General features: G+C 73.8%; 23 protein-coding genes and 1 tRNA gene. 10 read left to right on the top strand and 14 right to left on the bottom strand.

The features are described from left to right. Positions 1 to 9 precede the first annotated feature (9 nt). The 5 genes from OSR43_RS00225 to OSR43_RS00205 are packed head-to-tail and all read right to left on the bottom strand — an operon-like array spanning position 10 to position 5,511. Entirely contained in the window at positions 10 to 1,383 is a 1,374-nt protein-coding gene (locus OSR43_RS00225; protein WP_302268895.1) for a hypothetical protein, read from the bottom strand. Then, positions 1,376 to 2,623, bottom strand: a complete 1,248-nt coding sequence (locus tag OSR43_RS00220) for a hypothetical protein (RefSeq protein ID WP_302268893.1) — start codon at positions 2,621 to 2,623, stop codon at positions 1,376 to 1,378. The genes OSR43_RS00225 and OSR43_RS00220 overlap by 8 nt, the downstream gene beginning before the upstream one ends. Further along, positions 2,620 to 3,639, bottom strand: coding sequence for a glycosyltransferase (locus tag OSR43_RS00215; RefSeq protein WP_302268892.1), 1,020 nt, complete (start codon positions 3,637 to 3,639; stop codon positions 2,620 to 2,622). Before OSR43_RS00215 ends, OSR43_RS00220 begins: the two co-directional genes overlap by 4 nt. Next, positions 3,632 to 4,591 (bottom strand): glycosyltransferase, encoded by a 960-nt coding sequence (locus tag OSR43_RS00210; protein WP_302268890.1) that lies wholly within the window; start codon positions 4,589 to 4,591, stop codon positions 3,632 to 3,634. Before OSR43_RS00210 ends, OSR43_RS00215 begins: the two co-directional genes overlap by 8 nt. Further along, positions 4,588 to 5,511, bottom strand: coding sequence for a glycosyltransferase (locus OSR43_RS00205; RefSeq protein WP_302268889.1), 924 nt, complete (start codon positions 5,509 to 5,511; stop codon positions 4,588 to 4,590). Before OSR43_RS00205 ends, OSR43_RS00210 begins: the two co-directional genes overlap by 4 nt. Positions 5,512 to 5,719: 208 nt before the next feature. On the opposite strand from OSR43_RS00205, the gene OSR43_RS00200 reads away from it, so the two are divergent. Beyond that, positions 5,720 to 6,574, top strand: coding sequence for a Wzz/FepE/Etk N-terminal domain-containing protein (locus OSR43_RS00200; RefSeq protein WP_302268888.1), 855 nt, complete (start codon positions 5,720 to 5,722; stop codon positions 6,572 to 6,574). Beyond that, positions 6,571 to 7,629, top strand: coding sequence for a glycosyl hydrolase (locus OSR43_RS00195; RefSeq protein ID WP_302268886.1), 1,059 nt, complete (start codon positions 6,571 to 6,573; stop codon positions 7,627 to 7,629). Before OSR43_RS00200 ends, OSR43_RS00195 begins: the two co-directional genes overlap by 4 nt. Before the next feature lie 82 nt (positions 7,630 to 7,711). Here OSR43_RS00195 and OSR43_RS00190 read toward each other — a convergent pair whose 3' ends face one another. The 7 genes from OSR43_RS00190 to OSR43_RS00160 form a co-directional block, all read right to left on the bottom strand. Next, positions 7,712 to 9,049, bottom strand: a complete 1,338-nt coding sequence (locus tag OSR43_RS00190) for an NAD(P)H-dependent oxidoreductase (RefSeq protein WP_302268884.1) — start codon at positions 9,047 to 9,049, stop codon at positions 7,712 to 7,714. Next, a complete protein-coding gene (rfbC, locus tag OSR43_RS00185; RefSeq protein WP_302268882.1) occupies positions 9,046 to 9,624 on the bottom strand; it encodes a dTDP-4-dehydrorhamnose 3,5-epimerase in 579 nt (192 codons plus the stop codon). The genes OSR43_RS00190 and rfbC overlap by 4 nt, the downstream gene beginning before the upstream one ends. Continuing rightward, the gene (locus tag OSR43_RS00180; protein ID WP_302268880.1) at positions 9,621 to 10,646 is read right to left on the bottom strand and encodes an NAD(P)-dependent oxidoreductase; all 1,026 of its coding nucleotides are present in this window, start codon (positions 10,644 to 10,646) and stop codon (positions 9,621 to 9,623) included. Before OSR43_RS00180 ends, rfbC begins: the two co-directional genes overlap by 4 nt. A 1-nt stretch (position 10,647) precedes the next feature. Further along, positions 10,648 to 11,463: a glucose-1-phosphate cytidylyltransferase gene (locus OSR43_RS00175; RefSeq protein ID WP_302268879.1), complete on the bottom strand. Its 816-nt coding sequence runs from the start codon at positions 11,461 to 11,463 to the stop codon at positions 10,648 to 10,650. 70 nt (positions 11,464 to 11,533) lie between these two features. After that, a complete protein-coding gene (locus OSR43_RS00170; protein WP_302268878.1) occupies positions 11,534 to 12,991 on the bottom strand; it encodes a sugar transferase in 1,458 nt (485 codons plus the stop codon). A 209-nt stretch (positions 12,992 to 13,200) separates the two neighbouring features. Beyond that, the gene (gene lhgO / locus OSR43_RS00165) at positions 13,201 to 14,427 is read right to left on the bottom strand and encodes an L-2-hydroxyglutarate oxidase (protein ID WP_302268876.1); all 1,227 of its coding nucleotides are present in this window, start codon (positions 14,425 to 14,427) and stop codon (positions 13,201 to 13,203) included. Between the two features lie 264 nt (positions 14,428 to 14,691). Continuing rightward, positions 14,692 to 14,775 (bottom strand) — tRNA-Leu (locus OSR43_RS00160). A gap of 177 nt (positions 14,776 to 14,952) precedes the next feature. Here OSR43_RS00160 and OSR43_RS00155 point away from each other — a divergent pair. The 7 genes from OSR43_RS00155 to pknB are packed head-to-tail and all read left to right on the top strand — an operon-like array spanning position 14,953 to position 23,888. Next, entirely contained in the window at positions 14,953 to 15,681 is a 729-nt protein-coding gene (locus OSR43_RS00155; RefSeq protein ID WP_302268874.1) for a DUF3662 and FHA domain-containing protein, read from the top strand. After that, the gene (locus OSR43_RS00150; RefSeq protein ID WP_302268873.1) at positions 15,674 to 16,165 is read left to right on the top strand and encodes an FHA domain-containing protein; all 492 of its coding nucleotides are present in this window, start codon (positions 15,674 to 15,676) and stop codon (positions 16,163 to 16,165) included. Before OSR43_RS00155 ends, OSR43_RS00150 begins: the two co-directional genes overlap by 8 nt. Continuing rightward, positions 16,162 to 17,601: a PP2C family serine/threonine-protein phosphatase gene (locus OSR43_RS00145; protein ID WP_302268871.1), complete on the top strand. Its 1,440-nt coding sequence runs from the start codon at positions 16,162 to 16,164 to the stop codon at positions 17,599 to 17,601. The genes OSR43_RS00150 and OSR43_RS00145 overlap by 4 nt, the downstream gene beginning before the upstream one ends. Continuing rightward, positions 17,601 to 19,001 carry an FtsW/RodA/SpoVE family cell cycle protein gene (locus OSR43_RS00140; protein WP_302268870.1) on the top strand — a complete coding sequence of 467 codons (1,401 nt, stop codon included), beginning with the start codon at positions 17,601 to 17,603 and terminating at the stop codon, positions 18,999 to 19,001. Before OSR43_RS00145 ends, OSR43_RS00140 begins: the two co-directional genes overlap by 1 nt. After that, on the top strand, positions 18,998 to 20,470 hold the full coding sequence (locus OSR43_RS00135) for a penicillin-binding protein 2 (RefSeq protein WP_302268868.1): 1,473 nt from the start codon (positions 18,998 to 19,000) through the stop codon (positions 20,468 to 20,470). The genes OSR43_RS00140 and OSR43_RS00135 overlap by 4 nt, the downstream gene beginning before the upstream one ends. Further along, on the top strand, positions 20,467 to 22,107 hold the full coding sequence (locus tag OSR43_RS00130; RefSeq protein WP_302268867.1) for a protein kinase: 1,641 nt from the start codon (positions 20,467 to 20,469) through the stop codon (positions 22,105 to 22,107). The genes OSR43_RS00135 and OSR43_RS00130 overlap by 4 nt, the downstream gene beginning before the upstream one ends. After that, positions 22,104 to 23,888 (top strand): Stk1 family PASTA domain-containing Ser/Thr kinase, encoded by a 1,785-nt coding sequence (gene pknB, locus OSR43_RS00125; RefSeq protein ID WP_302268866.1) that lies wholly within the window; start codon positions 22,104 to 22,106, stop codon positions 23,886 to 23,888. Before OSR43_RS00130 ends, pknB begins: the two co-directional genes overlap by 4 nt. Positions 23,889 to 23,904: 16 nt before the next feature. Here pknB and OSR43_RS00120 read toward each other — a convergent pair whose 3' ends face one another. Beyond that, the gene (locus OSR43_RS00120; RefSeq protein WP_302268865.1) at positions 23,905 to 24,705 is read right to left on the bottom strand and encodes a DUF881 domain-containing protein; all 801 of its coding nucleotides are present in this window, start codon (positions 24,703 to 24,705) and stop codon (positions 23,905 to 23,907) included. Positions 24,706 to 24,775: 70 nt separating this feature from the next. On the opposite strand from OSR43_RS00120, the gene OSR43_RS00115 reads away from it, so the two are divergent. Further along, positions 24,776 to 25,228, top strand: a complete 453-nt coding sequence (locus OSR43_RS00115) for a cell division protein CrgA (RefSeq protein WP_302268864.1) — start codon at positions 24,776 to 24,778, stop codon at positions 25,226 to 25,228. 117 nt (positions 25,229 to 25,345) lie between these two features. On the opposite strand, the gene OSR43_RS00110 is transcribed toward OSR43_RS00115, so the two are convergent. Further along, positions 25,346 to 25,705, bottom strand: a complete 360-nt coding sequence (locus OSR43_RS00110; RefSeq protein ID WP_302268862.1) for an SAV_915 family protein — start codon at positions 25,703 to 25,705, stop codon at positions 25,346 to 25,348. Positions 25,706 to 25,711 lie beyond the last annotated feature (6 nt).

Genomic DNA, 25,711 nt, shown 5'->3' with positions numbered 1-25,711 from the left:
CCGCACCGGTCAGGACGCGCGGCGGGACACCGAGACCGCCGTCGCCGACTGATCCGGCTCCGCACCGCCGCCGCCCTCCCGGTCCGCCGGGAGCGGCGGCGGCAGTGCTCCGGGGTCGTCCGGGCCGTCCGGAGGCGCCGGCGCGGCCGGCGCCTCCGCGGCGACCTGCCCGGCCGAGGCGACCCGCACCGCGCGCAGGATCGCCCACGTGCCCACGACGTGGGCGAGCACGAAACCGGCCGCGGCGCCGGGCGCCTGTGCCAGCTCCGCGCCCACGACCGAGGCGACGAGCAGCACCGGCGACTGCACCAGGCTGACCCGCAGCAGGGCCGACGCCCGGGCCAGCGCCTTGAGCGCCAGGCTCGGACCGGTCGCCACCGCGATCAGGAGCATCTGGGCCGCGAGCAGGGGCAGGACGGACTCCGCGCCGCCCCAGCTGGCCCCCAGCAGCCGGCCGCCGACGGAGTCCGGCACGAGCAGCAGCGGGACGCAGTAGAGCACGGTGCACCCGGCCCCGCCGGCCGTGACCGCGCGCAGCAGCCGCCGGAACCGCGGCGGGTCCACCCGGGCGGTGGCGAGCAGCGGGAGCACGAACGAGGACAGCGCGAGCAGCATCACCTGCACCGGGGCGAGCAGCACCTGACCGGCCCGGACGGCGCCCACCACCGTGAGCCCCGCCGTCGCCGAGATCACCGCCAGCGCGATCGTGAATGCGCCCTGGCTCACCAGGAAGTCCATGCCGAGCCGCCCCCCGAGCGCGCGCTGGTCCCACAGCCACCGCATGCCCTCGACCGGCCGCGGGACCCGCCCGACCTGGGCGCACCCCAAGGCGGCCGCCAGGGCGCCGCTGAGCCCCCAGGCGAGCAGGAGCAGCGGGACCCCCGGGTCCCCGGCGGCCATCAGCAGCAGCACGCACGACAGCTGCAGCACCGACCAGACGAGGTCGTTGCCGAAGGCGGCGTCGGGGCGGCCGAGCGCGAAGAACGAGCGGCGCCAGGCGTCCTGCAGGAGCAGGCCCGGCAGCACGACCGCCAGCACCACCAGCACCCGGCCGGGCGACCCGGGGGCCAGCATCCCGCCGACCAGGCAGACCGCACCGGCCAGCGCGCCCAGCACCACCGAGGCCCCGGCCGCCCGGGCGCACGCCAGCCGCTGCGCGGCCGGCTCGTCGCCCGAGTGCGAGATGAGCAGCGGGTCGGTCACCAGCGCCCGGACGATCCCCAGGACGAAGGCGAAGACCAGGAAGGCGAGCGCGAACGCACCGAACTGGAACGCGTCGACCGACCTGGCCACGACGATCGAGAGCAACGCGTTCGTCGAGCTGGCCACCAGCTGGTCGGCGAGGGTCCACCCGGCGCGCGACCGTGTCGAGCGGCTAGTCATCGGCGAACACGCACGACAGCAACCACGCGAGCACGATCGTGGACGGTTGCAGCAGGCTGCCGGAGAGCACCGCGAGCATGAAGACGAGCGCGCCCGGCAGCACGCGCAGCCAGGCCCCCCGCAGCAGCGCCACGAACCAGAAGGCCAGGAACAGCCCGCCCGCGGGCACGCCGTACTCGAAGACCACCTTGGGGACGACGGGGTAGACCACGGCCAGGCCGGCGCCCTGCTTGTCGTTCTCCAGCAGCCGCTCCGAGGCACCCGGTCCGGCGCCGGTGAGGTAGCGGACCGGCGCGTCCCGGAGCCCCTTGGCCACCTCCTCGTAGGGCAGGACGAACCGGAGCGACCAGCTCGACGTCGAGTCCCGCGTCTCCTCGGAGCGCTCGAGCAGCGGCGCTGCGAGCGGGGAGGAGAGGACCAGGACCACCACGGCGGCAGCGGCGGCGACCAGCCTGGGTCGCACGGACGAGGGGCTGCGCAGCAGCAGGATCACCCCGCCGACGGCCAGGAGGAAGATGCCGGTGCCGGAGTACGTCGCGAGCATCCCGAGGCACATCAGGAACGGCTGCCACAGCGGCGCACGCACGAGCAGCGCGGCGAGCACGCCGAGCGCCAGGAACTGGCAGAGGAACGACGGCTCGAGGAAGACGAAGGCCTGGGACTTCATGACCGGCGAGGCGTACTCGACCGGGATCACGGCGTTGTAGTCGCCCAGCACGAGCTCGGGGGGCAGGACCTCGGCGAGGTAGTCCTGGAACGTCCAGGCGCCGCTGAGCTGCGCGGCCTGCTGGCCGACCGACACCGCGCCGAAGAACACCATCATCCGGACGAAGAACCGCACGACCCGCCAGGTGGTCTCCGGGGTGCCGGCGCCCGGGCGGAGCCGGAAGACCCACGGCACGTAGACGACGACGAGCAGCAGGTAGGACATGGTCGCCAACGGGCGTGCCGTCCAGGTGGCGCTCCACGCGGCCACGCCGCAGGCCGCGCAGGCGAGCACGTAGAGCTGCGCACGTCGCCGGTCGGGCTCGACGAGCCCGAGCAGGAGCAGCACCCCGAGCACCGCGTAGCCGAGCACGAGGACGACCGAGATCCCGTCCTCGCCGACCGGCACCGCCACGCGCTGCAGGAGGACGGACAGGAGCAGACCGGTGCAGATGACCCGCACCGCGAGCGTGGGCGCCCCGGCCGGCGCCCCGTGCCCGACCGGTGCGGTCGACGGAGCGTGGAGGGTGCTCATCGCGTCCGGCGGAGCAGCCGCGCGGTGCCCTGCCAGAAGCCGACGCCCCACCCGACCTGCATCGCGACGAGGGCCGCCGGCACCGCCGGCCGAGAGGCCGCAGCCGGGAGGTCGCGGATGATCGCGGTGCTCGCGACGCCGACCGCGGCGGCGTACGGCGTGACCGCCACCAGGCCGAGGCGGGGGTGGCGCAGGGAGACGAGACCGAAGGTCGCCAGCCAGGCGACGAGGGCCGGTGGCGCGAGGTGTCGCGGCGACACGCTGCCCGGGTGCCGCAGGGCGACGGCCGGCTTGCCGGTGCCGTAGCGGCGGTACTGGGCGAAGAGGTCCGCGATCCGCTCCCGTCCGTTCCAGGCGATGCACAGCGACGGGTCGAAGTAGAGCTCGCCGTGGCGGCGCAGCCGCTGGTCGAGCTCGAAGTCCTCGTTGTTGGCGATCCCCTCGTCCCAGCCGCCGACGGCCCGCAGCCGCTCGGTCGGGTAGCACCCGAACGGGACGTGCTCGACCGTCTGCGGCGTCGTCCCGTGGTGGTACGTCGAGCCGCCCACAGCCAGCCTGGAGCCCAGGACCGCGGCGATCGCCTTCCCGGTGGGCGTGGCGGCGACCGCGTCCTTGCGCCCCCCGACGCCGACCCACCGGCCGGTGCGCAGGAGCCGCATCGCCACGCCGACGTACTCGGGCGGGACCGTGGAGTGGGCGTCGACGCGCACCAGCCACCGGCCGCGGACGGCGGCCAGGGCGGCGTTGAGGGCGGCCGGGATCGAGGGGCGGTCCAGGGTCAGCACCCGGACCCTCGGGTCGGCCTCGGTCCACGCGCGCAGCATCGCCGGCGTGGCGTCGGTCGAGCCGTTGTCGACGACGACGACCTCGAGGTCGCCGAAGTCCTGGGCCAGGACCGAGCGCAGGCACTCGTCGATCGTGCGCTCCTCGTTGCGGACCGGCACGACGACGCTCACCTCGGGCGCCGGGACGGGCGCCGCGGCGACCGCGGGCGCGGCGGTGGCGAGGTCACTCACGCCCGGTCACCTCCTCACCGGCCACCCAGGCACGGCCCGTGAAGGCCCCGCGGGCGTACATCAGGTGCTCGCGGGCGCGGCCGGGGTCGCCGCCGGCCCGCGAGCGGACGGCGCGCACGAGGTAGCCGGTCCCGACGACGCCGGCGACGGTCCGTGCGCGCAGCGGCCGGCGCGTGGTGGCGACGTACCGGGCGAACGACGCGCCACGCAGCCGCATCATCTCCAGGGACGGCGCTCCCGAGCCGCCGCTGGCGTGGGCCACCGGCAGGTCGGTCCGCAGCACCTGGTGCAGCCCGCGCTCGCGGGCCGTGCGGCCGTAGGCGACGTCCTCGCTGTAGACGAAGTAGCGCTCGTCGAGGCCCCCGAGCTCGAGGAACAGCTCGCGGCGCACGGCCATGACCGCGCCCGTCGTCCAGTCCAGATCGATCTCCTCGCCGACGGCCGGCCGGGCGAACAGCCCGCGACGGGGGAACAGCGCGTGCGCCCCCGTGGCGTGGACGAGTGACCGGGCGAAGGTGGGCTCCCACCCGCCGGTGCCGATCTCGCTGGTGCCGTCCGGACCCACGTTGAGCGCGGCGCTCGAGGCGCAGGTCGGGTCGCCCGCCACGTCGCGCACCAGCGCCTCGAGGACCGCGGTGGTCGGTCGGGTGTCGGGGTTGACCAGCACGACGTAGGGGTGGCGGGAGGTCCGGACGCCCAGGTTGGCCGCGCGGGCGTAGCCCGCGCCGCCTCCGGTGTCGACGTACCGGCCGGCGGTCCGGGTGCGCGTGAGCTCCTCGACCCCGTCCGCCCCGCGGGCGTTGTCGACCACGGCGACCGGCAGGTCGGCGGGCAGGCCGGCGAGGAGGCCGGCGACCTGCTCGCGGCTGCGGTAGCTGACCACCACGACCTCGAACGAGGTGTCCGGGGCCGCGGCGGTGGTCTCGGCGGTGGCCCGGGCGTCGGTGCTCATCGCAGGGACCCGACGGCCGACGGCTGGAGCAGGCGGGCCGCGCGGACCAGGTTCCACAGCCCGACCAGGACACCGTCCTTCGCGCAGTGCCGCGGGGACCCGCCGGCCACCAGGCCGAGGGCGGGGACACCCACGGAGGAGGCGAGCGACCAGAGCAGCAGGGCCTCGCCGCGTCCCGAGGCGGCCCGTGCGCCCGCCAGGGTCCCGAGCACCAACCACCCGGCCGTCGCGACGACGACCAGCCGGCTGCGCCCGGACATCCGTGGGAACCAGCCCGGCGCGGAGGTGTGCCAGACCTCGCGGCGCACGAAGCGGCGCAGGCTCGGCGGGAACCCATGGTGCACGGTCGTCATCTCCTCGACGAGCGCGACGCGGCCACCGAGGCGGCGGGTCCGCAGCGACAGGTCGGCGTCCTCACCGGTCACGAGCGTCTCGTCGAAGCCGCCGAGCCGCTCCCACAGGTCCGGGGTGGTGACCAGGTGCTGGCTCCACAGCAGCGCGTCCGCCCCGGCGGTACGTCGCTCGATCGCCGCCCAGCGGGAGGCGACCCAGCCGGCGCCGGCAGGGGCCAGGGTCCGCGACCCGACCAGGTCGGCGTCCCGGAGTGCGTCGAGCGCGGCGTCGGCCCACCCGGGGGCGACCTCGCAGTCGGCGTCGACGAAGGCCAGGTGCTCCAGGCCCGGGTCCTCGGCCAGCAGCAGCCGGGCTCCCTCGTTGCGCAGGGCGCTGATGCGCACGCCGGGCCGCTCCACGAGCCGGTCGGCCAGCTCTGCGGCGATCGTCGGGCTGGCGTCGACCGACCCGTTGTCGACGACGACGATGCGTCCGACGGCGGCCTCGGCACGAAGCGCCCGCAGGCACCTGCCGATGGTCGCCTCCTCGTCCCGGCACGGGACGACGACACCGATCCGACCCTTCATGGCTCCCCTTCCGGCGGACCTGCACGGGTCCGACGGACCCTCGGTCCAGGCACGGTATTTCGCGGCCGGGGGCCCAGGACCGGATGCGGCGGCGGTTACCCAATTGAGGTGAAGCCCCCAGGCGAGTGCCGTCGGCCCGGGCGAGCCGCTGGTTGGCTGTCGCTTGCCGAGGACCGGGAGGTCTGTCGAAGAGGTCGGGAGAATCCGCATGTACGAGTCGCGCATCATCTCGTCGACGCACGATCGTCGCGTCGGCACCGACCAGTCCCAGGTCCTGGCCAGCATGCAGCGGCACTGGGTCCTCGTGCTGGTCCTGACGCTGCTCGGAGCCGTGGCGGGCCTCCTGCTGACCAACGCCCAGCCGACCACCTACCAGGCGGAGTCGCGGGTGTTCCTGTCCTCGAACGCCGCCTTCGACCCGACCGGGATGCGCACCTACGTCAACGACCCGTCGCGCTTCGTGGAGGAGCAGGCCGAGGTCATGACCTCCACGCCCGTCCTGGAGGGTGCGATCGAGAGCGGCGCCCCCGCCGACTCCGTGCTGGAGCTGCGCAAGCAGCTCGAGGTGGTGCCGGCCGACGAGTCCGACATCGTCACCGTGCGCGCCTCGAGCGTCTCGGAGGCCGCGGCGATCGCGATGGTCGACGAGATCGTGCAGGCCTACCGCACCCACGTCAGCGCCGGCGTCGCCGCCACGATGGAGAAGATCGACGACGTGGTGCGGCCCGACCGGCTGCAGTTCGCCCGGCGCGAGGCGGCCCTGTTCGGTGACGGGGTCTCCCTCGCCGAGCCGGCCGCAGCCGAGCAGACCTCCTCGCTGCTGCGCAACGCGGCGCTGCTCGGCCTGGTCGGGCTGATGTGCTCGATCGGCCTCTCGCTGCTCCGCGACCGCGTCGCCGCCGGCACCCGCTCCGCGCCGGGGCCCGCAGTCGCCGAGCGCCCCCTCCCCGAGCGCCCCGACGCCGGGGCGCGCACCACCGCGCCCGGTCGGCGCCGCACGCTCCCGCCGCCTGCCGGAGCCGTCCGCCAGCGTGACGACGAGCTCTCCCCGGAGGCGTCGTGACCGCAGGCCGGCTGCGTCCGCGGCTGGTCGCGGCCGTGCTGGCCTCGGCGACGCTCGTGGCCTGCACGGAGGGGGCGCCCACCAAGCGCGTCGTCGAGGGCTGGGAGCGGGGCGCCGCGCGCACCGTGGCCGAGCCCGAGGGTTGCGACGCCGCCGGTACGGCGGACCTCGGGGTCTTCCGCGAGACGGCCCCGCAGGAGGTGCGTGCGTTCGAGCGCTGGCTGGGCTGCCCGGTCGACGTGGTCGTGGACTACTCCGCGCGCGACTCCTGGGAGGACATCGCGAACCCGGCGTACCTGCTGGAGAGCTGGCGCTCGTCGAAGCGCCGCCTGGTCCTCGGTGTCGCCATGCTCCCCCAGGCCGACAGCAGCGCCACGATCCAGCTGGGCGCCGAGGGGGCGTACGACGACTACTTCCGCGAGCTCGGCGAGACGCTCGTGGCCGCCGGCCGCGGCCGGTCGGTGCTGCGCATCGGCTGGGAGTTCAACCTCAACGGCTCGCGGTGGTTCACCGACGACGCCGAGTCCTTCAAGACCTACTGGCGGCGCATCGCCGAGGCGATCAGCGTGCCCGGCAGCGACTTCGTCCTGGACTGGAACCCCAACAAGGGCGTTGGCTCCATCGACGCGGTGGACTACTACCCGGGCGACGACGTCGTCGACGTGGTCGGCCTCGACGCCTACGACGTGGCCGCGCACGTCTACCCCTACCCCGAGGACTGCGACGCCGACTGCGTCGCGGAGGTGCAGGAGACCGCGTGGGACGACCACGTGTACGGCGGTGCGCGCGGCCTGGAGTTCTGGAGCGACTTCGCCCAGGAGCGCGACAAGCCGATGTCGCTGCCCGAGTGGGGACTCTGGGAGCGCCCGGACGGCACCGGCGGCGGGGAGAACCTGCACTACCTGCAGAAGATGCACGAGTTCATCACCGACCCGCACAACGCGGTGCTCTACCACGCCTACTTCGAGTTCGACGGCTACGACGGCCAGCACCGCATCATGACGACCTTCGACGAGGCCGGCAGCCTCTTCCGGGAGCTCTTCGCGGGCAGGTGAGTGCCGGGCACCGGGCGCGCGACGACGCCGACGAGCGAGGTCCGCCCCCAGGCGGCCTCGCTCGTCGGCGTGGACCAGCGGCTCAGTGGACCGCGGCGCGCCGCGGCTCGGACTGCTCGGACGGCTCGGAGGAGGAGAAGTCGTGCGCCGCCTGGCGCCGCCTCAGCTCGTCGACCAGGCGACCGTCGGGGACGACCACGTCGTCGTAGGTGAGCACCGCGTCGCGCGCCACGTCCCGGACCAGCCGGCAGCCCTCGGCCACGCCGATCGGCAGCAGCCGCTGGTCCGCGGTGACGCCGGCGCGCTCGGCGACCCCGTAGCTGTCGAAGCCGCCCAGGGCGTCGAGGACCGTCCCCGCCGCGAGGTCCCGCTTGGCGGTGGTGACGACCTCGACCCGGGGAGCGCCCAGCGGTGCGATCGCCGCGTCGCCGAACAGGGCGGCCCGCGCCACCGTGGTCGGCACCTCGAAGTGGCAGAGATGGTAGGGCGTGTAGAAGGAGTACAGCGGCCCGGGGCCGAGCTTGTAGAGCTCGAGGTAGTGCCGCTGCCGGGGGTCGTCGTGCGTGGCGAGCACGAACACACCGGGTCCCGGCTGGGCCCCGACCACGTAGTCGACGACCCCGCCCGCGCTCCGCAGCTGGTCGACGTCGTACTGCCCGACCAGCTCGTCGACGTGCCCGGGCCAGTCCATGCCCCCCATCCCCCGCCGCGCGACGGTCATCCCGGTGGCGTTGGCCACGGTCGCCTGCTCGATCGAGATCTTCGTCCCGTCGGCGAACGAGGTGACCATGTGGGGGTCCTGGCCCCACCGCGCGGCGAAGGCGGCCTGGGTCTCGGGGGTGCGGTACGGGTCCTGGAGACCCTTGACGTTGCCGCAGACCAGCGGCTCGAGGCCCAGCCCGCGGACGAAGCGCACGAGGTTCATCTCCACCCCCGGCTGGTCCCCGTCGCAGCCGGTGAGCACCACGCCGGCCTCGGCGGCCAGCACGGACAGGATCGGCCCGACGGTCGCGTCGACCTCGGCGTTCATCAGGACCACGTGCTTGCCGTGGGCGATCGCCGAGAGCACGACGTGGCAGCCGTGCTCCACCGCCCCGGTGGCCTCGACGACCACGTCGACGCTCTCGGCCTCGCAGACCGCTCGGTAGTCCTCGGTCACCACGGGCACGCCGCGACGGATCCAGGCGTCGGCGAGGTCCGACCGGTCCACGACCTCGAACCGGTCGACGCCGGCCTCGCGGTAGGCGCGGCGGGCCGACTCGCCGGTGCGGTTGGCGATGGCGACCAGCTCCATGCCGGGCACGCTGTTGACGACCTGGTTCACCAGGCCGCGACCCATGAAGCCCGCACCGACGAGGGCGACGCGCACCGGCCGCCCCTCCGCCGCGCGGCGGGCCAGGGCGGCGTCCACGAGGATCATGCCCGTGCCCCCTCGGCCAGCGCACCGGACCGCAGCGACGCCTCGGCGTCGGCCAGCAGCGGCCAGCTCGCGTCCTTGGCGCTGATGCAGCCGACCTCGACCGGCCACTCGATGCCGAGCGCCGGGTCGTCGTGGCGCAGCCCGCGCTCCGCCTCGGGCGTGTAGGTCCCGCTGACCTGGTAGACGACCTCGGTGTCGTCGACGAGGGTCTGGTAGCCGTGGGCGAAGTACGGCGGCACGTAGAACGCGTGCCGGTCCTCGGCGGTCAGGGTCACCTGGACGTGCTGCAGCCAGGTCGGCGACCCCTCGCGCAGGTCGACCACGGTGTCGACGATGGCACCCCGCGTGCAGCGGACCAGCTTGGCCTCGGGGTGCGGCGCCACCTGCAGGTGCATGCCGCGCAGGGTGCCCCGGCGGTGGTTGAACGACAGGTTGCACTGGTCGACGGCCGGCTCGAGCCCGGCCGCCTCGAACTCCTCCTTGCAGAACGTGCGCGCGAAGAAGCCGCGCTCGTCGGCCCGGGGCTCGATCTCGACGAGGACCGGTCCGGGAAGCCGGGTGGGGACGATCTTCATCGGGTCCTCCAGAAGAGCTGGTCGTCGAGCTGGCCGGTGTCGATGAGGTGCTTGAGCTGGAGCAGGCGGGTGTGCCCGCGGCCGGTGAAGGTCTGCTCGTCCAGGGCGATGGCGCTGAAGACGTCGTGCAGCTGGCGGGCGCCGCGCACGGCGTCCCAGTCGCAGCTGAAGCCGGGCAGCTTGTTCGCGATCTTCTCGAAGGAGACCCGGTAGCTGCGGTTGTCGCCGCCGCTGGCGCCGAGGGTGAGCTCGCACCCGGGGAAGGTCTCCGCCACGATCTCGGCGATGTCGCGCACCCGGTAGTTGTGGGCGCTGTCGCCCACGTTGAACGTCTCCGCGTGGACGATCTCGCGCGGCGCGACCAGCGCGAGCTGGATGGCCTGGGCGATGTCGAGGGCGTGGACGAGCGGACGCCACGGCGTGCCGTCGCTGTTCAGCGCGATCCGTCCCTGCGTCCAGGCGAGCCCGCACAGGTTGTTGAGCACGATGTCGAAGCGCATCCGGGGCGAGGCCCCGTAGGCGGTCGCGTTGCGCATGAACGTCGGGGAGAAGTCGTCGTCGGCCATCGCCGTGACGTCCCGCTCCACCAGCGCCTTGCACTCGGCGTACGCCGTCTGCGGGTCGATCGGCGACTCCTCGTCGACCTCGCCGTCGGCGACGCCGTACACGCTGCACGACGACATGTACACGAACCGGGAGACGCCGGCCTCCTTGGCCAGCTGGGCCAGGCGCACCGAACCGGCGTGGTTGACGTCGTAGGTGATCGTCGGCGACAGCTCGCCGAGCGGGTCGTTGGACAGCTCGGCCATGTGCACCACCGCGTCGACCCCCTCGAGGTGGGCGGGCGTGAGCCGGCGGATGTCGGTGGCGATCGTGTGCGCGACGGCGTCCACGCCGTGGTAGAGCCACCCGTGCTTGTAGAAGCCGGTGTCGACGCCGAGGACGTCGTGCCCGTCGCGGAGCAGCTCGGGGGCGAGCAGCGACCCGAGGTAGCCGTCGGTTCCGGTGACCAGGACGCGCATGTCAGTCCTCCCAGACCTTCCAGGGGGCCTCGCCGGAGTCCCACAGCTTGTTGAGCTCGGTCCAGTCCCGGAAGGTGTCCATCCCCATCCAGAACCCCTCGTGCGGGTTCATCGCGAGCTCGTCGTCGGCCGCCATGCGCTGCAGCGGCTTCTTCTCCAGGAACAGGTCCGGGTCGTCGTCGAGGTACTTGTCCAGCATCACGCGGTCGAACATGAAGAAGCCGCCGTTGACCCAGCCGGTCGCGAGCGTCGGCTTCTCGTTGAACTCGCTGACCCGGCCGTCCTCGACGTGCATCTCGCCGTACCTGCTCTGCGGGTGGACCGCGGTGACGGTCCCGACCCGGCCCTGCTGGACGTGGGTCCGGACCAGCGCGTCGAGGTCGACGGCCCCGATCCCGTCGCCGTAGGTGAGCATGAAGACGTCGCTGTCGATGTACGGCTCGACCCGGCGCACACGGGCGCCGGTGCCGGTGAGCAGCCCCGTGTCCGCGAACGTGATCTCCCAGTCCTCCTGGCGCTCCTGCCCGCACCAGCGGGGCGCGCCGTCCTCGCGCAGCGACAGGGTGAAGTCGTTGCGCAGCGCGCGGTAGTCGAGGAAGTACTGCCGGATCTCGTCGCCCTTGTAGCCCAGGCACAGCACGAAGCGCCGGAAGCCGTAGTGGGAGTAGGTCTTCATGATGTGCCAGAGGATGGGCCGGCCGCCGATGTCGACGAGAGGCTTGGGCAGCTTCTCGGTGGCCTCGCGCAACCGCGTGCCCATCCCTCCGCAGAGGATCACTACCGGCACGTCGGCCAGGTCGGGGTACGTCGGGTCCATGTGACGTGGTTCCTTTCAGGGGACGGACCCCGGTGCGGGGGCGCCGAGGTGGGAGGAGACGGCGAAGGGTTCAGGCACCCCGCGCCGTGAAGACCGAGACGGCGGTGCGCAGCAGGATCTTGATGTCGAGCCAGAGCGACCAGTTCTCGATGTAGAAGTTGTCGAAGCGGGCGCGGTCGTCGATGTCGGTGTCGCCGCGCAGGCCGTGGACCTGGGCGAGGCCGGTGAGACCGCTCGGCACCCGGTGGCGGGCGATGTAGCCGGGGTAGCGGAGCGCGAACTGGTCGACGAACTGCGGACGCTCGGGCCGCGGGCCGACCATGCTCATGTCGCCGCGCAGGATGTTCCACAGCTGGGGCAGCTCGTCGAGGGAGCTGACCCGCAGGAACCGGCCCACCGGTCCCAGCCGGTCGTCGTTCGCGATGTTCCAGCGGGTGCCGGACTCGTGCTCGTCGACGGGAGCGAGGGAGCGGAACTTCAGCAGCTCGAACGGGCGGCCGTCCATGCCCACGCGCGTCTGCCGGAAGATCACGCCCGGCCCGCCCTCCCAGCGCACGGCGAGGGCACAGGCCGCGAGCACCGGGGCGAGCAGCAGCGCGGCCGTCCCGGCGACCAGCACGTCGAGCAGGCGCTTGAACTGCCAGGAGACGCTGCGGCCGGCGGACCGCCGCAGGCGCACCAGAGGGACGCCCCAGATCATCTCCATGTCGTCGGAGACCTGGTGCAGCTCGTAGAGGCGGGGCACCAGGAACAGCTCGCAGGTCGACCGGTGGCAGGCGCGGATCAGGTTCACCAGCACCGGGTCCGGCACCTGGGCGTAGGCGAGCACCACGACCCTGGTCTCGGAGCGCTGCAGGATCTCCGAGAGGTGGCTCGGGTCCCCGACCACCGGCGCGCCGAGCTCGTCGGTCGCGACGCTGCGGGTGCTCAGGAAGCCACTGGGCCGCAGGCCGTACTCCGGGTGGTGGTGCAGGATCTCGGCGACCCGCCGGCCCGCGGCGCCGGTCCCCACGATCAGGGTCGAGTGGGTGACCAGGCCGATGCGGCGCATCCACCGCACCGCGGCGTAGCAGCCGGTGCGGGCGACCAGCATGCACCCCAGCGCGACCAGCGCGAACCCTGCGGTCCGCGCGCCGAGCTCCGTCGACGTCGCGACGACGGTCAGCAGCGCGGCGCTGGCGACCATCCAGCGGCCCAGCAGGGACGGGAGGTCGTCGAGCAGCGAGAGCTGGAGCCGGGACCGGTAGAGACCGCCGGTGGCGTGCAGCACGACGACCGCGACGGTCAGCACCAGCACCGCGGTCACCGGCGACGCCGTCAGCAGGCCGGCAGCCGCGCAGCCGGCCACGTCGGCCAGCAGCAGCGCCGGTCGCACGCCGTCCAGCAGCAGCGGCGACAACGCCGCGCGCAGCGCCGGCAGCGCGGTGCCGGGGAGCTCGCTCCCGGCGGAGCCCGTGCCGGTGAGCGGGGCGCTGGTGGGCCCCTTCCCGCCGCCGATCGCGGGCTCCTGCAGCTTGCTCTGCGTCATCACTCTCCCTGGCTGTCGTCCCGCTCCGCAGCCTGTCCAGTGCGAGCACGACCAGGGCGGGTTCGGGCAGGGGAATGACCAATATTGGTGAGTGGCCCCACGAGGCCCCCGGGGGGCGGCCGTCGACCCGCCGCAGGGGTCCCCGGGGCACGGCGACGCCGCCGGCCCTCGAGGAGGTCCGGCGGCGGTCGTGCAGGGGCCCGGGGAGGTCAGGCGGTCAGGCTGAACTCCTTCATCGCCTCGTCGGCGAGCCGGCCGGCGATGGCCAGTGACGCGGTCGCCGCGGGCGAGGGCGCGTTCAGGACGTGGAGCGAGGAGGGCTGCACCGAGAGCCGGAAGTCGTCGACCATGCTGCCGTCCGGGTCCACCGCCTGCGCCCGGACCCCGGAGGGGCCGAACGTCAGCTGGTCCGAGCGGACCTCGGGCACGTAGCGGCGCAGCTCGGCGAGGAAGGCCCGCTTCGACATGTCGCGCCAGACCTCGGCGGCTCCCGTGCGCCAGTACGTGCGCGCCAGCCGCCGGAAGCCGGGGTGGCGCAGGGTCTCGACCGCGTCGCGGGCGACGAAGTCGGTGCGGGAGTACCCCTCCCGGGCGGTGGCGAGGACGGCGTTGGGCCCGGCCCACACCGCGCCGTCGACGCGCTTGGTGAAGTGCACCCCCAGGAACGGCAGCGAGGGGTCGGGCACTGGGTAGATCAGGCCCCGGCACAGGTGCCGGGCGTCGGGCGACAGCGTGTAGTAGTCGCCTCGGAACGGCACGATCTGCAGGCCCGGGTCCGCGGCGGGCGCCGCTGCCGACAGGCGCGCGACCCGGTCGGCGTGCAGGCCGGCGCAGCTGACGACGTACCGCGTCTCCAGCACGCCGCGCGAGGTGGTGACCCGCTGCCCGCCGGCGTCGTCGTCGATCGCCCGGACCTCGTGGCCGAGCAGGACGTCGACACCGTCCGCGCGCAGCTGGTCGGCGAGCACCTCGACGACCCGGCCGAAGTCGATGATCCCCGTGCCCGGGACGTGGATCGCCCGGACCCCGGCCGCGTGGGGCTCGATCTCGCGGATGCCCTCGGGACCCACCATGCGCAGCCCGGGCACGCCGTTGGCGCGACCCCGCTCGAGCAGGTCGTCGAGCCGGCCGAGCTCGCTGTCGTCGAGGGCCACGATCAGCTTCCCGCAGGTCTCGAACGCGATGTCGTTCTCCTGGGCGAACCGCTCCATCCGGGCCTTGCCCTCGACGCACAGCCGCGCCTTGAGCGATCCGGGCCGGTAGTAGACGCCCGCGTGGAGCACCCCGCTGTTGTGGCCGCTCTGGTGGCGACCGGGGGCCTCCTCCTTGTCGAGCACGGCGATGCGCAGGCGGGGCGCCCGCTCGTGCAGCTCGCGGGCGGTGGCGAGGCCGACGATGCCGGCTCCCACCATGACGACGTCGTAGCGCTGGGTCACGGTCTGCCTCTTCGGTTCGACTCGGATGGGTGGTGCCGAGTCAAGCGGCGACGCGCGGCGAGTGGCGCGCCCGAACGGCGTTCCTCCCCCATTTCGGCTACGCCGGGCGCCCGGCCGGGCGCGCTGCCGGGCGCGCTGCCGGGCGCGCTGCCGGGCACGGCGGGGCCGCGGCGCCGGGGCGGCGGGCCCGGGAACGACTCGAGGCCGGGACCCCCGTCACTCGGGGGCCCCGGCCTCGACCGCCGGGCCTGGACCCGGATCACGTGCGCGAGGGGGGAGTTGAACCCCCACGCCCTTTCGGGCACACGGACCTGAACCGTGCGCGTCTGCCTATTCCGCCACTCGCGCGTGTTGAAGCGGCCCAAGGTTAGCCCAGCGCGTGAGCAGCGACCAAACCGGGAACGGAGGGTGCGGGCCGCCGGTCCCCGACATGGTTACGATCGGTCGCGACCCGGCGGCCGACAGGGCCTGTCGGCCCTGCCCCGGCAGAGCAAGGCAGAGCGACGTGGAAGGAGGCGGCGGGACGTGGGCGGACTCTCCAAGCTCGAGCAGCGGTTGGAGCAGATGATCTCAGGAGCCTTCGCGAAGGCGTTCCGCTCGGCCGTCCAGCCGGTCGAGATCTCGGCTGCGCTGCAGCGCGAGGTCGACAACAACGCGCAGATCCTGTCGCGCGACCGCCGGCTGGTGCCCAACGACTTCCACGTGGAGCTCTCCGCTCCCGACCTGGACCGGCTCGCGCCGTACGACACCGCGATGGCCGGCGAGCTCGCCGAGCAGCTGCAGGAGCACGCCGACAGCCAGGGCTACGTCTTCCCCGGGCCGATCGCGATCGAGTTCGTGCCCGCCGAGGACCTCACGACCGGCCGGTTCCGCATCCGCAGCCGCGCGCAGGCCCGGGTGACCGGCAGCGCCACGCACACGCAGGTGCGCCGCGCGCGGGCGCTGCTCGAGGTCAACGGCACCACCCAGCCGCTGCACCCGCCGGGCGTCGTCGTGGGCCGCGGCACCGAGGCGGACGTCCGGATCAACGACCCCGGCGTCAGCCGGCGGCACGTGGAGTTCGGCGTGACCACCGAGCGGCGCGCCGGCGACGAGACCGTCCGGGTCGAGGTCCGCGACCTCGGCTCCACCAACGGGATGCTCGTGGACGGGCAGAAGATGGCCCGCGCGGCGCTGCACGACGGCGCCGAGGTGCGCATCGGCAACACCACGATGACGGTCCGCATCGTCGAGGAGGACGGCTGGGATGTCTGAGCTGACGCTGTTCCTCATCCGGGTCGCCTACCTGGCGATCCTCTGGATCTTCGTGCTCTCCGCGATCTCGGTCATCCGCTCCGACATGTTCGGCGCGCGCGTGCCCGAGGCCGCCCGGGGTGCCGCCGAGCCGCGCGGGCGCCGCGGCGGCGGGCGCGCGCCGAAGGCCAAGCCGCCGAGCAAGCGGCGCGGCTCCCCCACCCACGTCATCGTCACCGAGGGCAGCAACGTCGGTGAGCGCGCCGAGCTCGACCAGGGCCCCGTGCTCATCGGCCGCGGCTCCGACGCCGCGATCCGCCTCGACGACGACTACGTCTCCACCCGGCACGCCCGGATCGCCGCGTCGGGCGACGAGTGGTTCGTCGAGGACCTCGGCTCCACCAACGGCACCTACATCGGCAGCGTCCGGATCACCCAGCCCACCACGGTCACGCTCGGCTCGCACGTGCGGATCGGCAAGACCATCCTGGAGCTCCGCAAGTGAGCCTGCTCCTGCACTGGTCGGCGATCTCCGACGTGGGTCGGGTGCGCAAGGACAACCAGGACTCGGGGTACGCCGGCCCCTGGCTGCTCACCGTGTGCGACGGCGTCGGCGGCGCGGCCCGCGGCGACATCGCCTCCAGCACGGCGGTCGCCCAGCTGCGACGGCTCGACGAGCAGCCCACCGGCGAGCCCGACGACCTCCTCGGGCTGGTCTCCGGCGCCCTGCACCGCGCGCACGACCGGATCAACGACCTGGTCGACGAGGACCCCTCGATCAACGGCACCAGCACCACCGCCACGGTCGCGCTCTTCGACGGGCGCCGCATCGCCATGGGCCACGTCGGCGACAGCCGTGCCTACCTCTGGCGCGCGGGGCGGCTCTCCCAGCTCACCAAGGACCACACCTTCGTCCAGACCCTCATCGACGAGGGCCGGATCAGCGAGGCCGAGTCGCGGGTGCACCCGCACCGCAACCTGATCCTCAAGGCCCTCGGCGGACCCGGCGACGTAGAGCCGGACCTGTTCCTCGTCGAGCTCGAGGCCGGCGACCGCCTGCTGCTGTGCAGCGACGGCGCGAGCGGCGTCCTCGACGACGCCCGCCTCGGCGACATCGTGGGGACCGGCTCGCCCGACTACGCCGCCGTCGAGCTGGTCCGGGCCAGCCTCGAGGCCGGCAGCTCCGACAACGTCACCTGCATCGTCGCCGACGTCCTCACCGAGGAGCAGGCGTCCGCCGACGCCTCCTGGGCCGAGCTGGAGCCGATGCTCGTCGGTGCCGCCAGCGAGCTGCGCCGCAAGCCGTCGCGGGGCACCAAGCCGGGCTCGGGCGGCCTCTTCCGCGGCCACCGCTCGGGCGACACCGGGGAGCTCGAGCCGGTGCAGGCCGACATCCCCGACGACGTGCCGTTCGCGATCTCCTCCGACCCCCTCGACCCCGAGACGGCCCGCTACGCCCCCCGGCCGCCGCGGCGGCTGGCCTGGCTCCGGCCGCTGTTCGGGATCCTCGTCCTCGGGGGGATCGTGTGGGTCGCGGCCGCCGTGGCGTGGTCGTGGAGCCAGGACCAGTACTTCGTCGGCGAGGAGGAGGGCGCGGTGGTCATCTACCGCGGCCTCAACACCGACCTGCCCGGCGTGCCGCTCAACGAGCCGTTCGAGACCACCGACGTCGAGCTGGACCGCCTCTCGGACTTCGACGCGGGCAAGGTCCGCGAGGGCATCGAGGTCGACGACCTCGACGACGCCCGCCGCGCCGTGGACAACCTGGCCGCCAAGCAGGCCCCGGTCGACGAGCCGGCCGACGACAGCACCGCGGCGAGCGGCGAGCCCACCGCCGGCGCCACGGACAGCCCCACCGGCGGTGCCACCGGCGGGACCACGCCCGCGCCGCCGGGCCCCGCGTCCGGGTCCGGCCCGGGCTCGGCGACGGAGGAGCCCTGATGGCGGGCGCGCAGCAGGGCGCGATCATGGGCTTCGTCCACCGGCGCCGCCGGGGCGCCGAGCTGTTCCTGCTCGTCCTGGCCCTCGCGGTCGGCATCGGGGCGTACGCCGCCGTCGGCATCGGCGTCGAGGGCGAGGTCCCCGTCGACCTCCTCGGGTACGGCGGCTGGCTGGCCGGCCTGGTGGTGGCCGCACACGTGGTGATCCGCTTCGTGGCGCCGTACGCCGACCCGGTGCTGCTGCCCGTGGTGGCCGCGCTCAACGGGCTCGGGCTCGCGGTGATCCACCGCCTGGACCTGGCCGCGGGCGACACGACGTTCGCCCGCCAGCAGCTGACCTGGATGACCCTCGGCGTCGTCCTCTTCATCGGCACACTGATCGTCATCCGCGACCACCGCGTGCTGACCCGCTTCACCTACACCAGCGGGCTCGGCGCGATCGTGCTGCTGCTGCTGCCGCTGGTCCCCGGGATCGGCAAGACCATCAACGGCGCGCGGATCTGGATCGGCGTCGGGCCGTTCAGCTTCCAGCCCGGCGAGGTCGCCAAGGTGCTCCTCGTGGTCGCCTTCGCCGGCTACCTGGTGCTCCACCGCGACGCGCTGGCGCTGGCCGGCCGGCGGCTGGTCTTCGTCGACCTCCCCCGCGGCCGCGACCTGGGTCCGATCCTCGCGATGTGGCTGATCAGCCTCGGCATCCTGGTCTTCCAGCGCGACCTCGGCTCCAGCCTGCTCTTCTTCGGCCTCTTCCTGGTCATGCTCTACGTCGCCACCGAGCGTCCCGGCTGGCTGGTCGTGGGCTCGGCGATGTTCCTGGCCGGCGCGGTCGTCGCGTGGCGCCTCTTCGGCCACGTGCAGGACCGGGTCGACCTCTGGCTCGACCCCTTCGCCTACTACGGCGAGGGCACCAGCGACAACGGCCGCCAGATCGTCGAGTCGATGTTCGGCATGTCCTGGGGCGGCCTGCTCGGCCGCGGCTTCGGCGAGGGCAGCCCGTGGCGGATCTCCTACGCGGAGTCCGACTTCATCGTCGCCTCGATCGGCGAGGAGCTCGGCCTGACCGGCGTCATGGCCGTCCTGCTGATGTACGGCCTGATCGTGGAGCGCTCGCTGCGGGCCGCGCTGATCTCGCGCGACGCGTTCGGCAAGCTGGTCGCCACGGGGCTCGCGAGCGTCTTCGCGCTCCAGGTGTTCGTGGTCGTCGGAGGTGTCACCCGGCTGATCCCGCTCACCGGCCTGACCACCCCGTTCCTCTCCTACGGCGGCTCCTCGCTGGTCGCGAACTGGGTGATCATCGCGCTCGTGATCCGCGTCTCCGACCTCGCCCGCCGGCCGGTCCCGACCGCGGACACCGACGACGACGACGCCGCCGCCGAGACCACCCAGGTGGTACGCCTGTCATGACGATGAACAAGCCGATCCGCACCATCTCGATCTTCTGCCTGCTGCTCTTCCTGGCGCTGATGGTCAACGCGACCTACCTGCAGTACCAAGCGGCCGGCGACCTCAACGACGACCCGCGCAACCGGCGGGTGATCGACGCGGCGTTCTCCCGCGAGCGGGGCGCGATCCTCGTCGGCCGAGACTCGGTGGCGGTCAGCGAGCGCTCGGGCGACCGGTTCGAGTTCCAGCGGACCTACCCCCAGCCGTTCAAGTACGCCCCGCTGACCGGCTACTTCTCCTACCAGTACGGCGCCAGCGGCATCGAGCGCTCGGAGAACGACGTGCTCTCCGGGGAGGACTCCCGGCTGTTCGTGACCAAGCTGGTCGACCTGGTCAGCAACGACAACAGCGAGGGCGGGAACGTCCAGCTGACGATCGACCCGGCCGCCCAGGACGCGGCGTACGAGGGCCTGACCAGGCTGGGGGCCGGCACCCGCGGCTCGGTCGTCGCCCTGCAGCCGAGCAGCGGCAAGGTGCTCGCGATGGTCTCGCTGCCGACCTACGACCCCAACAACCTCGCCTCCCACGACTTCAGCGAGGTCACCGACGCCTGGGACCGGCTCCAGGAGGACCCCGCCCAGCCGCTGCTGAACCGGGCGATCCAGACCACGCTGCCTCCCGGCTCGACGTTCAAGGTGGTCACCGCGGCCGCGGCGATCGACGCGGGGCTCTACACCGCCGACGACCTGGTGCCGGGCGGCGCGACGTACCAGCTGCCGCTGACGAGCGGCGAGACCGGCCTGATCGACAACGAGGGCCGCCCCTGCGGCACGAGCCGGATCCCGTTCACCCAGGCGATGGAGCAGTCCTGCAACACCAGCTTCGCCGCGATCGCCGGTGAGGTCGGTGCGGAGAAGATGCGGGAGACCGCCGAGGGCTTCGGCTTCAACAGCGACTACCTCCAGGACCTGCGCCCGCAGGCCGAGTCGGTCTACCCCGAGGACCCGAACGCCGCGGAGCTCGGCCAGACCGGCATCGGTCAGTTCGACGTCCGGGCGACCCCGCTGCAGATGGCGATGGTCGTCGCCGGCATCGCCAACGGCGGCGTCGTGATGCGGCCCTACGTCGTCGACGAGGTGCAGTCGGCCGACTACGAGGTCCTCGACAAGACCGAGCCCAGCGAGCTGTCCCGGGCCGTCAAGCCGCAGACCGCCGACGAGGTCACCGAGCTGATGGTGGCCACGGTCGAGCAGGGCACCGCCTCCCCGGCGCAGATCCAGGGCGTCGAGGTCGCCGGCAAGACCGGCACCGCGCAGAGCGGCGACCCCGACCGGCCGCCGTACGCCTGGTTCGTGTCCTTCGCCCCCGACGAGGACGTCGCGGTCGCGGTGGTCATCGAGAACGCCGACATCTCCCGCTCCGAGATCGCCGGCGGCGCGCTCGGCGGCCCGATCGCCAAGGCCGTCATGGAGGCGGTGATCCGCCAGTGAGCGACCCGACCGTGACCTTCGGGGCCCCGGGCGCCCCCGGCGACCGCTACGCCGACGACGCCCACCGCTACCGCCTCGACGGCCGGATCGCCACCGGCGGCATGGGCGAGGTGTGGCGGGCCACCGACACCACCCTGGGTCGCGAGGTCGCGGTCAAGCTGCTCAAGAGCGAGTACGCCGACGACGCGACGTTCCGCTCCCGCTTCGAGACCGAGGCGCGCCACGCCGCCTCGCTGCACCACCCGGGCGTCGCGGCCGTCTACGACTTCGGGGAGGCCGCGGCCACCGACGGGTCCGGCGTCCCCCGTCCGTACCTCGTCATGGAGCTGGTCGACGGGCAGCCGCTGTCGGCCCTCCTCCGCGAGGGCGAGCCGCTCGACCCGGACGCCGTGCGCCAGCTGCTCGGGCAGGTCGCCGACGCCGTCGCGGCCGCCCACGCCGCCGGCATCGTGCACCGCGACATCAAGCCGGCCAACCTGCTGGTCACCCCGGACCGCACGGTCAAGATCACCGACTTCGGCATCGCGCGCGCCGCCGACGGGATCGGGATGACCCAGACCGGCCAGGTGATGGGCACCCCGCAGTACCTCTCGCCGGAGCAGGCCCGCGGCAACCCCGCGACACCGGCCTCCGACGTGTACGCGCTCGGCGTCGTCGCCTTCGAGATGCTCGCCGGCCGGCGTCCCTTCCAGGCCGACTCCCCGGTCGCCACCGCGCTGGCCCACCTCAACGACCCGGTCCCGGACCTGCCCGACTCGGTGCCGGCCGACCTGGCCGCGGTGGTGCGCCGCGCGCTCGCCAAGGACCCCGCCGAGCGGTACGCCGACGCCTCGGCGCTCGCGGCCGCGCTGCGCGACCCCTCCACCGAGCTCCTGGCCCCGCCGCCGGCCTCGGCCGCGGAGCAGACCCAGCTCCTCGCGCCGACCGTCGTCGCGACGCCCCCGTCCGAGGCGACCGCCGTCGTGCCCCCGCTGCCGGCCGCTGCCGCCACGGGCACGACCGGCGCCGTCGCCGCCGACGAGACGGCCGAGGACGCCGACCGCCGCCGGACCGGCCTGGTGATCGGCCTGCTCGTCGCGGTCCTCGTGATCGCCGGCGTCGTCGCCGCCATCGCGCTGGCCGGGCAGGACGGCGACGAGGACCCGACCGACCGGCCGACCGCGTCCGCCGGCACCATCACCATCGACGAGGACAACTACCTCGGGCGCCCGGTCGGTGACGTGCGCCGCGAGCTGACGCGCGCCGGCCTGCGGGTGACCACCGAGGAGGTCGCCAACCCCGGGGGCGAGACGCCGGGCACGGTGACGACCGTCGACCCCTCGGGCCGGCTCGACGAGGGCGAGCGCGTCGTCGTCCAGTTCTGGGGCGAGGAGCCGGTCGTCGAGCCGACCCCGGAGCCCACCACGGAGGCGCCGACCCCGGAGCCCACGCCGGAGGAGCCGTCGGCCGAGCCGACCACCCAGGCCCCGACGCCCACCCCGACCCCGACCCCGACGCAGGAACCCACCCAGGAGCCGACCACGTCCACCCCGCCGTCCCCCACGGCCCCGGCGCCCACCGCCCAGGCGTCGCCGGCGCAGGCGTCCCCCGCGCAGGCGACCGGCATGTCCACCCCGACGGCCGGGAGCACGCCGTGACCGGCCCCGTCGTCGGCGGGCGCTACGAGCTCGGCGAGCTGCTCGGCCGGGGCGGCATGGCCGAGGTGCGCAAGGGCACCGACACGCGGCTGGGCCGGGTGGTCGCGGTCAAGCGGCTGCGCACCGACCTCGCCAGCGACGCGACGTTCCAGGCCCGGTTCCGCCGCGAGGCGCAGTCCTCGGCCTCGCTGAACCACCCCGCGATCGTCGCGGTCTACGACACCGGCGAGGAGCTGGCCACCGACGGCAGCGGTGTCGCCCAGCCCTACATCGTCATGGAGTACGTCGCCGGGCGGACGCTGCGCGACATCCTCCGCGAGGGCCGCAAGATCCTCCCCGAGCGCGCGCTGGAGATCACCAGCGGCGTGCTGTCGGCGCTCGACTACAGCCACCGTGCCGGGATCATCCACCGCGACATCAAGCCCGGCAACGTCATGCTCACACCGTCGGGCGACGTCAAGGTGATGGACTTCGGCATCGCCCGGGCGATCAGCGACGCGTCCTCGACGATGACCCAGACCGCCGCCGTGGTCGGCACCGCGCAGTACCTCTCCCCCGAGCAGGCGCGCGGAGAGACCGTCGACTCACGCTCCGACGTCTACTCCGCCGGCTGCCTGCTCTACGAGCTGCTGACCGGCCGTCCGCCGTTCGTGGGCGACAGCCCGGTCGCGGTGGCCTACCAGCACGTCCGCGAGCCCGCCCGGCCGCCGTCGGACCACGACCAGGACCTCCCGCCCGAGGTCGACGCGATCGTGATGAAGGCGCTCGCGAAGCGCGTCGAGGACCGCTACCAGTCCGCCGCCGCGATGCGCAGCGACATCGAGCGCTACCTCGCCGGCCGCCCCGTCCAGGCGACGGTCCCGCCGCCGACCGCGGCGGTGCCGGTCACCCACGTCGCGCCGGCGCCGATGCCCACCTCGGCCACGACCAGCACGGCCGCCCGCCCGCCGCTGCCACCGGCGGGCGACGACCGGCCGGGACGGCGTACCGGCCTGATCGCGTTCCTCGTCGTGCTCGCCCTCGTGCTCGTGGCCGCCGGCGTCTTCGCGGCCGGCCGGCTCTTCGAGTCGCCTCCCGAGCAGGTCCAGGTGCCGAACCTGATCCGCCTCACCGACGACCAGGCCCGCGCGGAGATCCGCGAGGCCGGGCTCAGCGTCGGGAACGTGTCCTTCGCCGAGGACGAGGCGGTGCCCGCCGGCAAGGTCTCCGAGCAGGAGCCGAACCGCGACCAGTACGTCGACCCCGGCACCGCCGTCGACCTCGTCGTCTCCCTCGGGGAGCCGAAGGTGACCGTGCCGTCCGTCGTCGGTCTCAGCCGGGCCGACGCCGCGGCCCAGCTGCGCTCGGCCGGGCTGCGCACCGCCCAGGAGGAGACCTCCTCCGACGAGCCGGCCGGCCAGGTCATCGCCCAGGCCCCGGCCGCCGGGCAGGAGGTCGCCGACGGGGCGACGGTCACCATCTCCTACTCCGACGGTCCCGAGGAGGTGCCCGACGTCGTCGGTCGCCGCCAGCGGGAGGCCGAGCGGCTGATCGGCGAGGCTGGGTTCCGCACCTCGGTCGTCCGCAGCTCCGACACCACCGAGCCGGCGGGCACCGTGATCCAGCAGAGCCCGCAGGCCGGCGAGACGCTGCCGGAGGGCTCGACGATCACCATCGTCGTCTCCACGTTCGAGCCGGAGGAGGAGCCCAGCGACACCCCGTCGCCCAGCGAGACGCCGGACCCCAGCGGCCTCCCGACCGACCTGCCGCCCGCGGTGCCCTCCCGCGACGGCCGCGGCTGAGCCCAGTCGACCGGGCTCAGTCGATCGGCTCGGCGTAGGACATGGCCAGCACGCCCTCGTACGCCGGCGCCTCGACGTCGTCCTCGACCTCGAGGTCCCAGCCGACGGTGTCGCGGGCGACCGCGTCGAGGTAGGCCGCGACGTAGGAGTCGGCCCCGACCGAGGACTGCAGGCTGGTCGGGTCGCCGACCGCCTCGATGACGTAGGGCTGGGGGTAGGGCACGCCGTGCAGGGTGACGGCGTTGCCCTCGCACTTGATGCCGGTGGTGGTGATGATCCGCTGGCCCGCGATCGTCACGGCCGTCGCGCCGCCGCGCCACAGCGCGTTGACGACCGCCTGGATGTCCTGCTGGTGGACGACGTACTCGTTGACGTCCGCGGCCTCCGGCTGGGCCTCGACCACCTCGCGAGGAGCGTCCGAGAGCGTGATCCGCACCCCGCTCCCCCGCTGCGGCTCCAGCCCGGCCGGGTCGCGCAGCTGGTCGGCCCGCTGGCGCAGCTTCGTGACGCCCGCGTCGGAGACCGACCCGGCGAGCCGGTCGACCTCGTCGTCGAGCTCGGTGGCGCGCTCGCGGAGCGCGTCGTACTGGTCGGCCTCGGCCTCCACCAGCGACGCGAGGTCGGTGTAGCGCCCCGGCCGCAGGTCGGTGCCCTCGCTGTTCTCGGCGCTCGCCACGAACAGCACGCCGCTCAGGACGACCATCACGGGCGTGCCGATCCGCCAGCCGAGGGCGGCGCGACCGCGCGGGCGCCGCAGCAGGCCGCTCCAGCGGCGCGGCGGGCGGTCTTCAGGCCGCGCGTGGGATCCGGACGTCACGCCGACTAAGGTATCCCGCGTCCCGCGGCGCCCGGTCGCGGACGGACCGGCGAGACCACCAGGAGAGACCGTGGCCAAGCAGAAGACCGAGCGCGACCCCCTCGCCCCCGTGCGGGGACCGATCGCATCGGTGCGGTTCGTCCTGGCCCTGGTGCTCATGGTGGTGGGCATCGCCTGGACGGCGTACTACTACGCCGCTGTCCGCCCCGACGGCTCCGGCGAGGCCGGCAGCCCGGCGTTCATGGCCGACCTCGGCGACTGGAACTACCTGGTCGGCTTCGGCCTGCTCTTCCTCGGGCTGATCGTCGCCGCCCACCCCTCCACGCCGCTCGGCCGCGGTCGCGGCGTCGTGGTCGGCATGCTCGGGTGCTTCCTCGTCGGCCTGCTGTGGATCTGCACCTTCTACGTCTTCAGCGACGACCTCAGCAGTCTCTGGGTCTTCAACGACCTCGGCCAGCTGAACCTGGTCGTCGGCATCGGGTTCATGGCGGTGGGGTTCACCTACGCCACGCGCTGGGAGTGACCTCCCCTCGGCGCCGCCGAGCACGCACCACCCCGACCGCCGGTCGGCCTCCGGGCCGGCCGGCGGTCGGCATTTCCGGCGCGACTTCTCCACAGCGGTGGACAAGCCTGTGCAGAACTACACGCATGTAGTTCTGCACAGGCTCCTCCACACCTGTGGACGGAAACGGCCCGGACGGGCCCGGTCCGCGGGCGGGTCACCACCACCCGCGGTGAACACGTCAAGACGCTCCGGGTCGACCTGGAGGGCGTCGATCCCGACATCGGCCAGCAGCGCCCGCAGCACGGGCTCGGCGAGCGTGACCGGCTGCTGCCCGGGCGTCATGGCCCGGTCCCGGGCCTCCACGGAGGTGAACGCCACCGCGGTCCGCGTGCCGTCGGGCCGTCGGGCCGTCGGTAGGTCCGCACGCAGGCTGCGCCCGATGTCGTCGACGCGCACCGGGACCCGGAGGACACCTCGCCCTGTCGTTCGTTCCACGCACCG

It is taken from the genome of Nocardioides sp. Arc9.136 (genome assembly GCF_030506255.1).
Lineage (GTDB): Bacteria > Actinomycetota > Actinomycetes > Propionibacteriales > Nocardioidaceae > Nocardioides.
This window is presented reverse-complemented; position numbering and strand designations above follow the sequence as displayed.

Coding starts and splice junctions, on each gene's coding strand:
- OSR43_RS00225 (WP_302268895.1), bottom strand. CDS start 1,383: ATGACTAGCCGCTCGACACGGTCGCGCGCCGGGTGGACCCTCGCCGAC.
- OSR43_RS00220 (WP_302268893.1), bottom strand. CDS start 2,623: ATGAGCACCCTCCACGCTCCGTCGACCGCACCGGTCGGGCACGGGGCG.
- OSR43_RS00210 (WP_302268890.1), bottom strand. CDS start 4,591: ATGAGCACCGACGCCCGGGCCACCGCCGAGACCACCGCCGCGGCCCCG.
- OSR43_RS00205 (WP_302268889.1), bottom strand. CDS start 5,511: ATGAAGGGTCGGATCGGTGTCGTCGTCCCGTGCCGGGACGAGGAGGCG.
- OSR43_RS00200 (WP_302268888.1), top strand. CDS start 5,720: ATGTACGAGTCGCGCATCATCTCGTCGACGCACGATCGTCGCGTCGGC.
- OSR43_RS00190 (WP_302268884.1), bottom strand. CDS start 9,049: ATGATCCTCGTGGACGCCGCCCTGGCCCGCCGCGCGGCGGAGGGGCGG.
- rfbC (WP_302268882.1), bottom strand. CDS start 9,624: ATGAAGATCGTCCCCACCCGGCTTCCCGGACCGGTCCTCGTCGAGATC.
- OSR43_RS00180 (WP_302268880.1), bottom strand. CDS start 10,646: ATGCGCGTCCTGGTCACCGGAACCGACGGCTACCTCGGGTCGCTGCTC.
- OSR43_RS00175 (WP_302268879.1), bottom strand. CDS start 11,463: ATGGACCCGACGTACCCCGACCTGGCCGACGTGCCGGTAGTGATCCTC.
- OSR43_RS00170 (WP_302268878.1), bottom strand. CDS start 12,991: ATGACGCAGAGCAAGCTGCAGGAGCCCGCGATCGGCGGCGGGAAGGGG.
- OSR43_RS00150 (WP_302268873.1), top strand. CDS start 15,674: ATGTCTGAGCTGACGCTGTTCCTCATCCGGGTCGCCTACCTGGCGATC.
- OSR43_RS00140 (WP_302268870.1), top strand. CDS start 17,601: ATGGCGGGCGCGCAGCAGGGCGCGATCATGGGCTTCGTCCACCGGCGC.
- OSR43_RS00135 (WP_302268868.1), top strand. CDS start 18,998: ATGACGATGAACAAGCCGATCCGCACCATCTCGATCTTCTGCCTGCTG.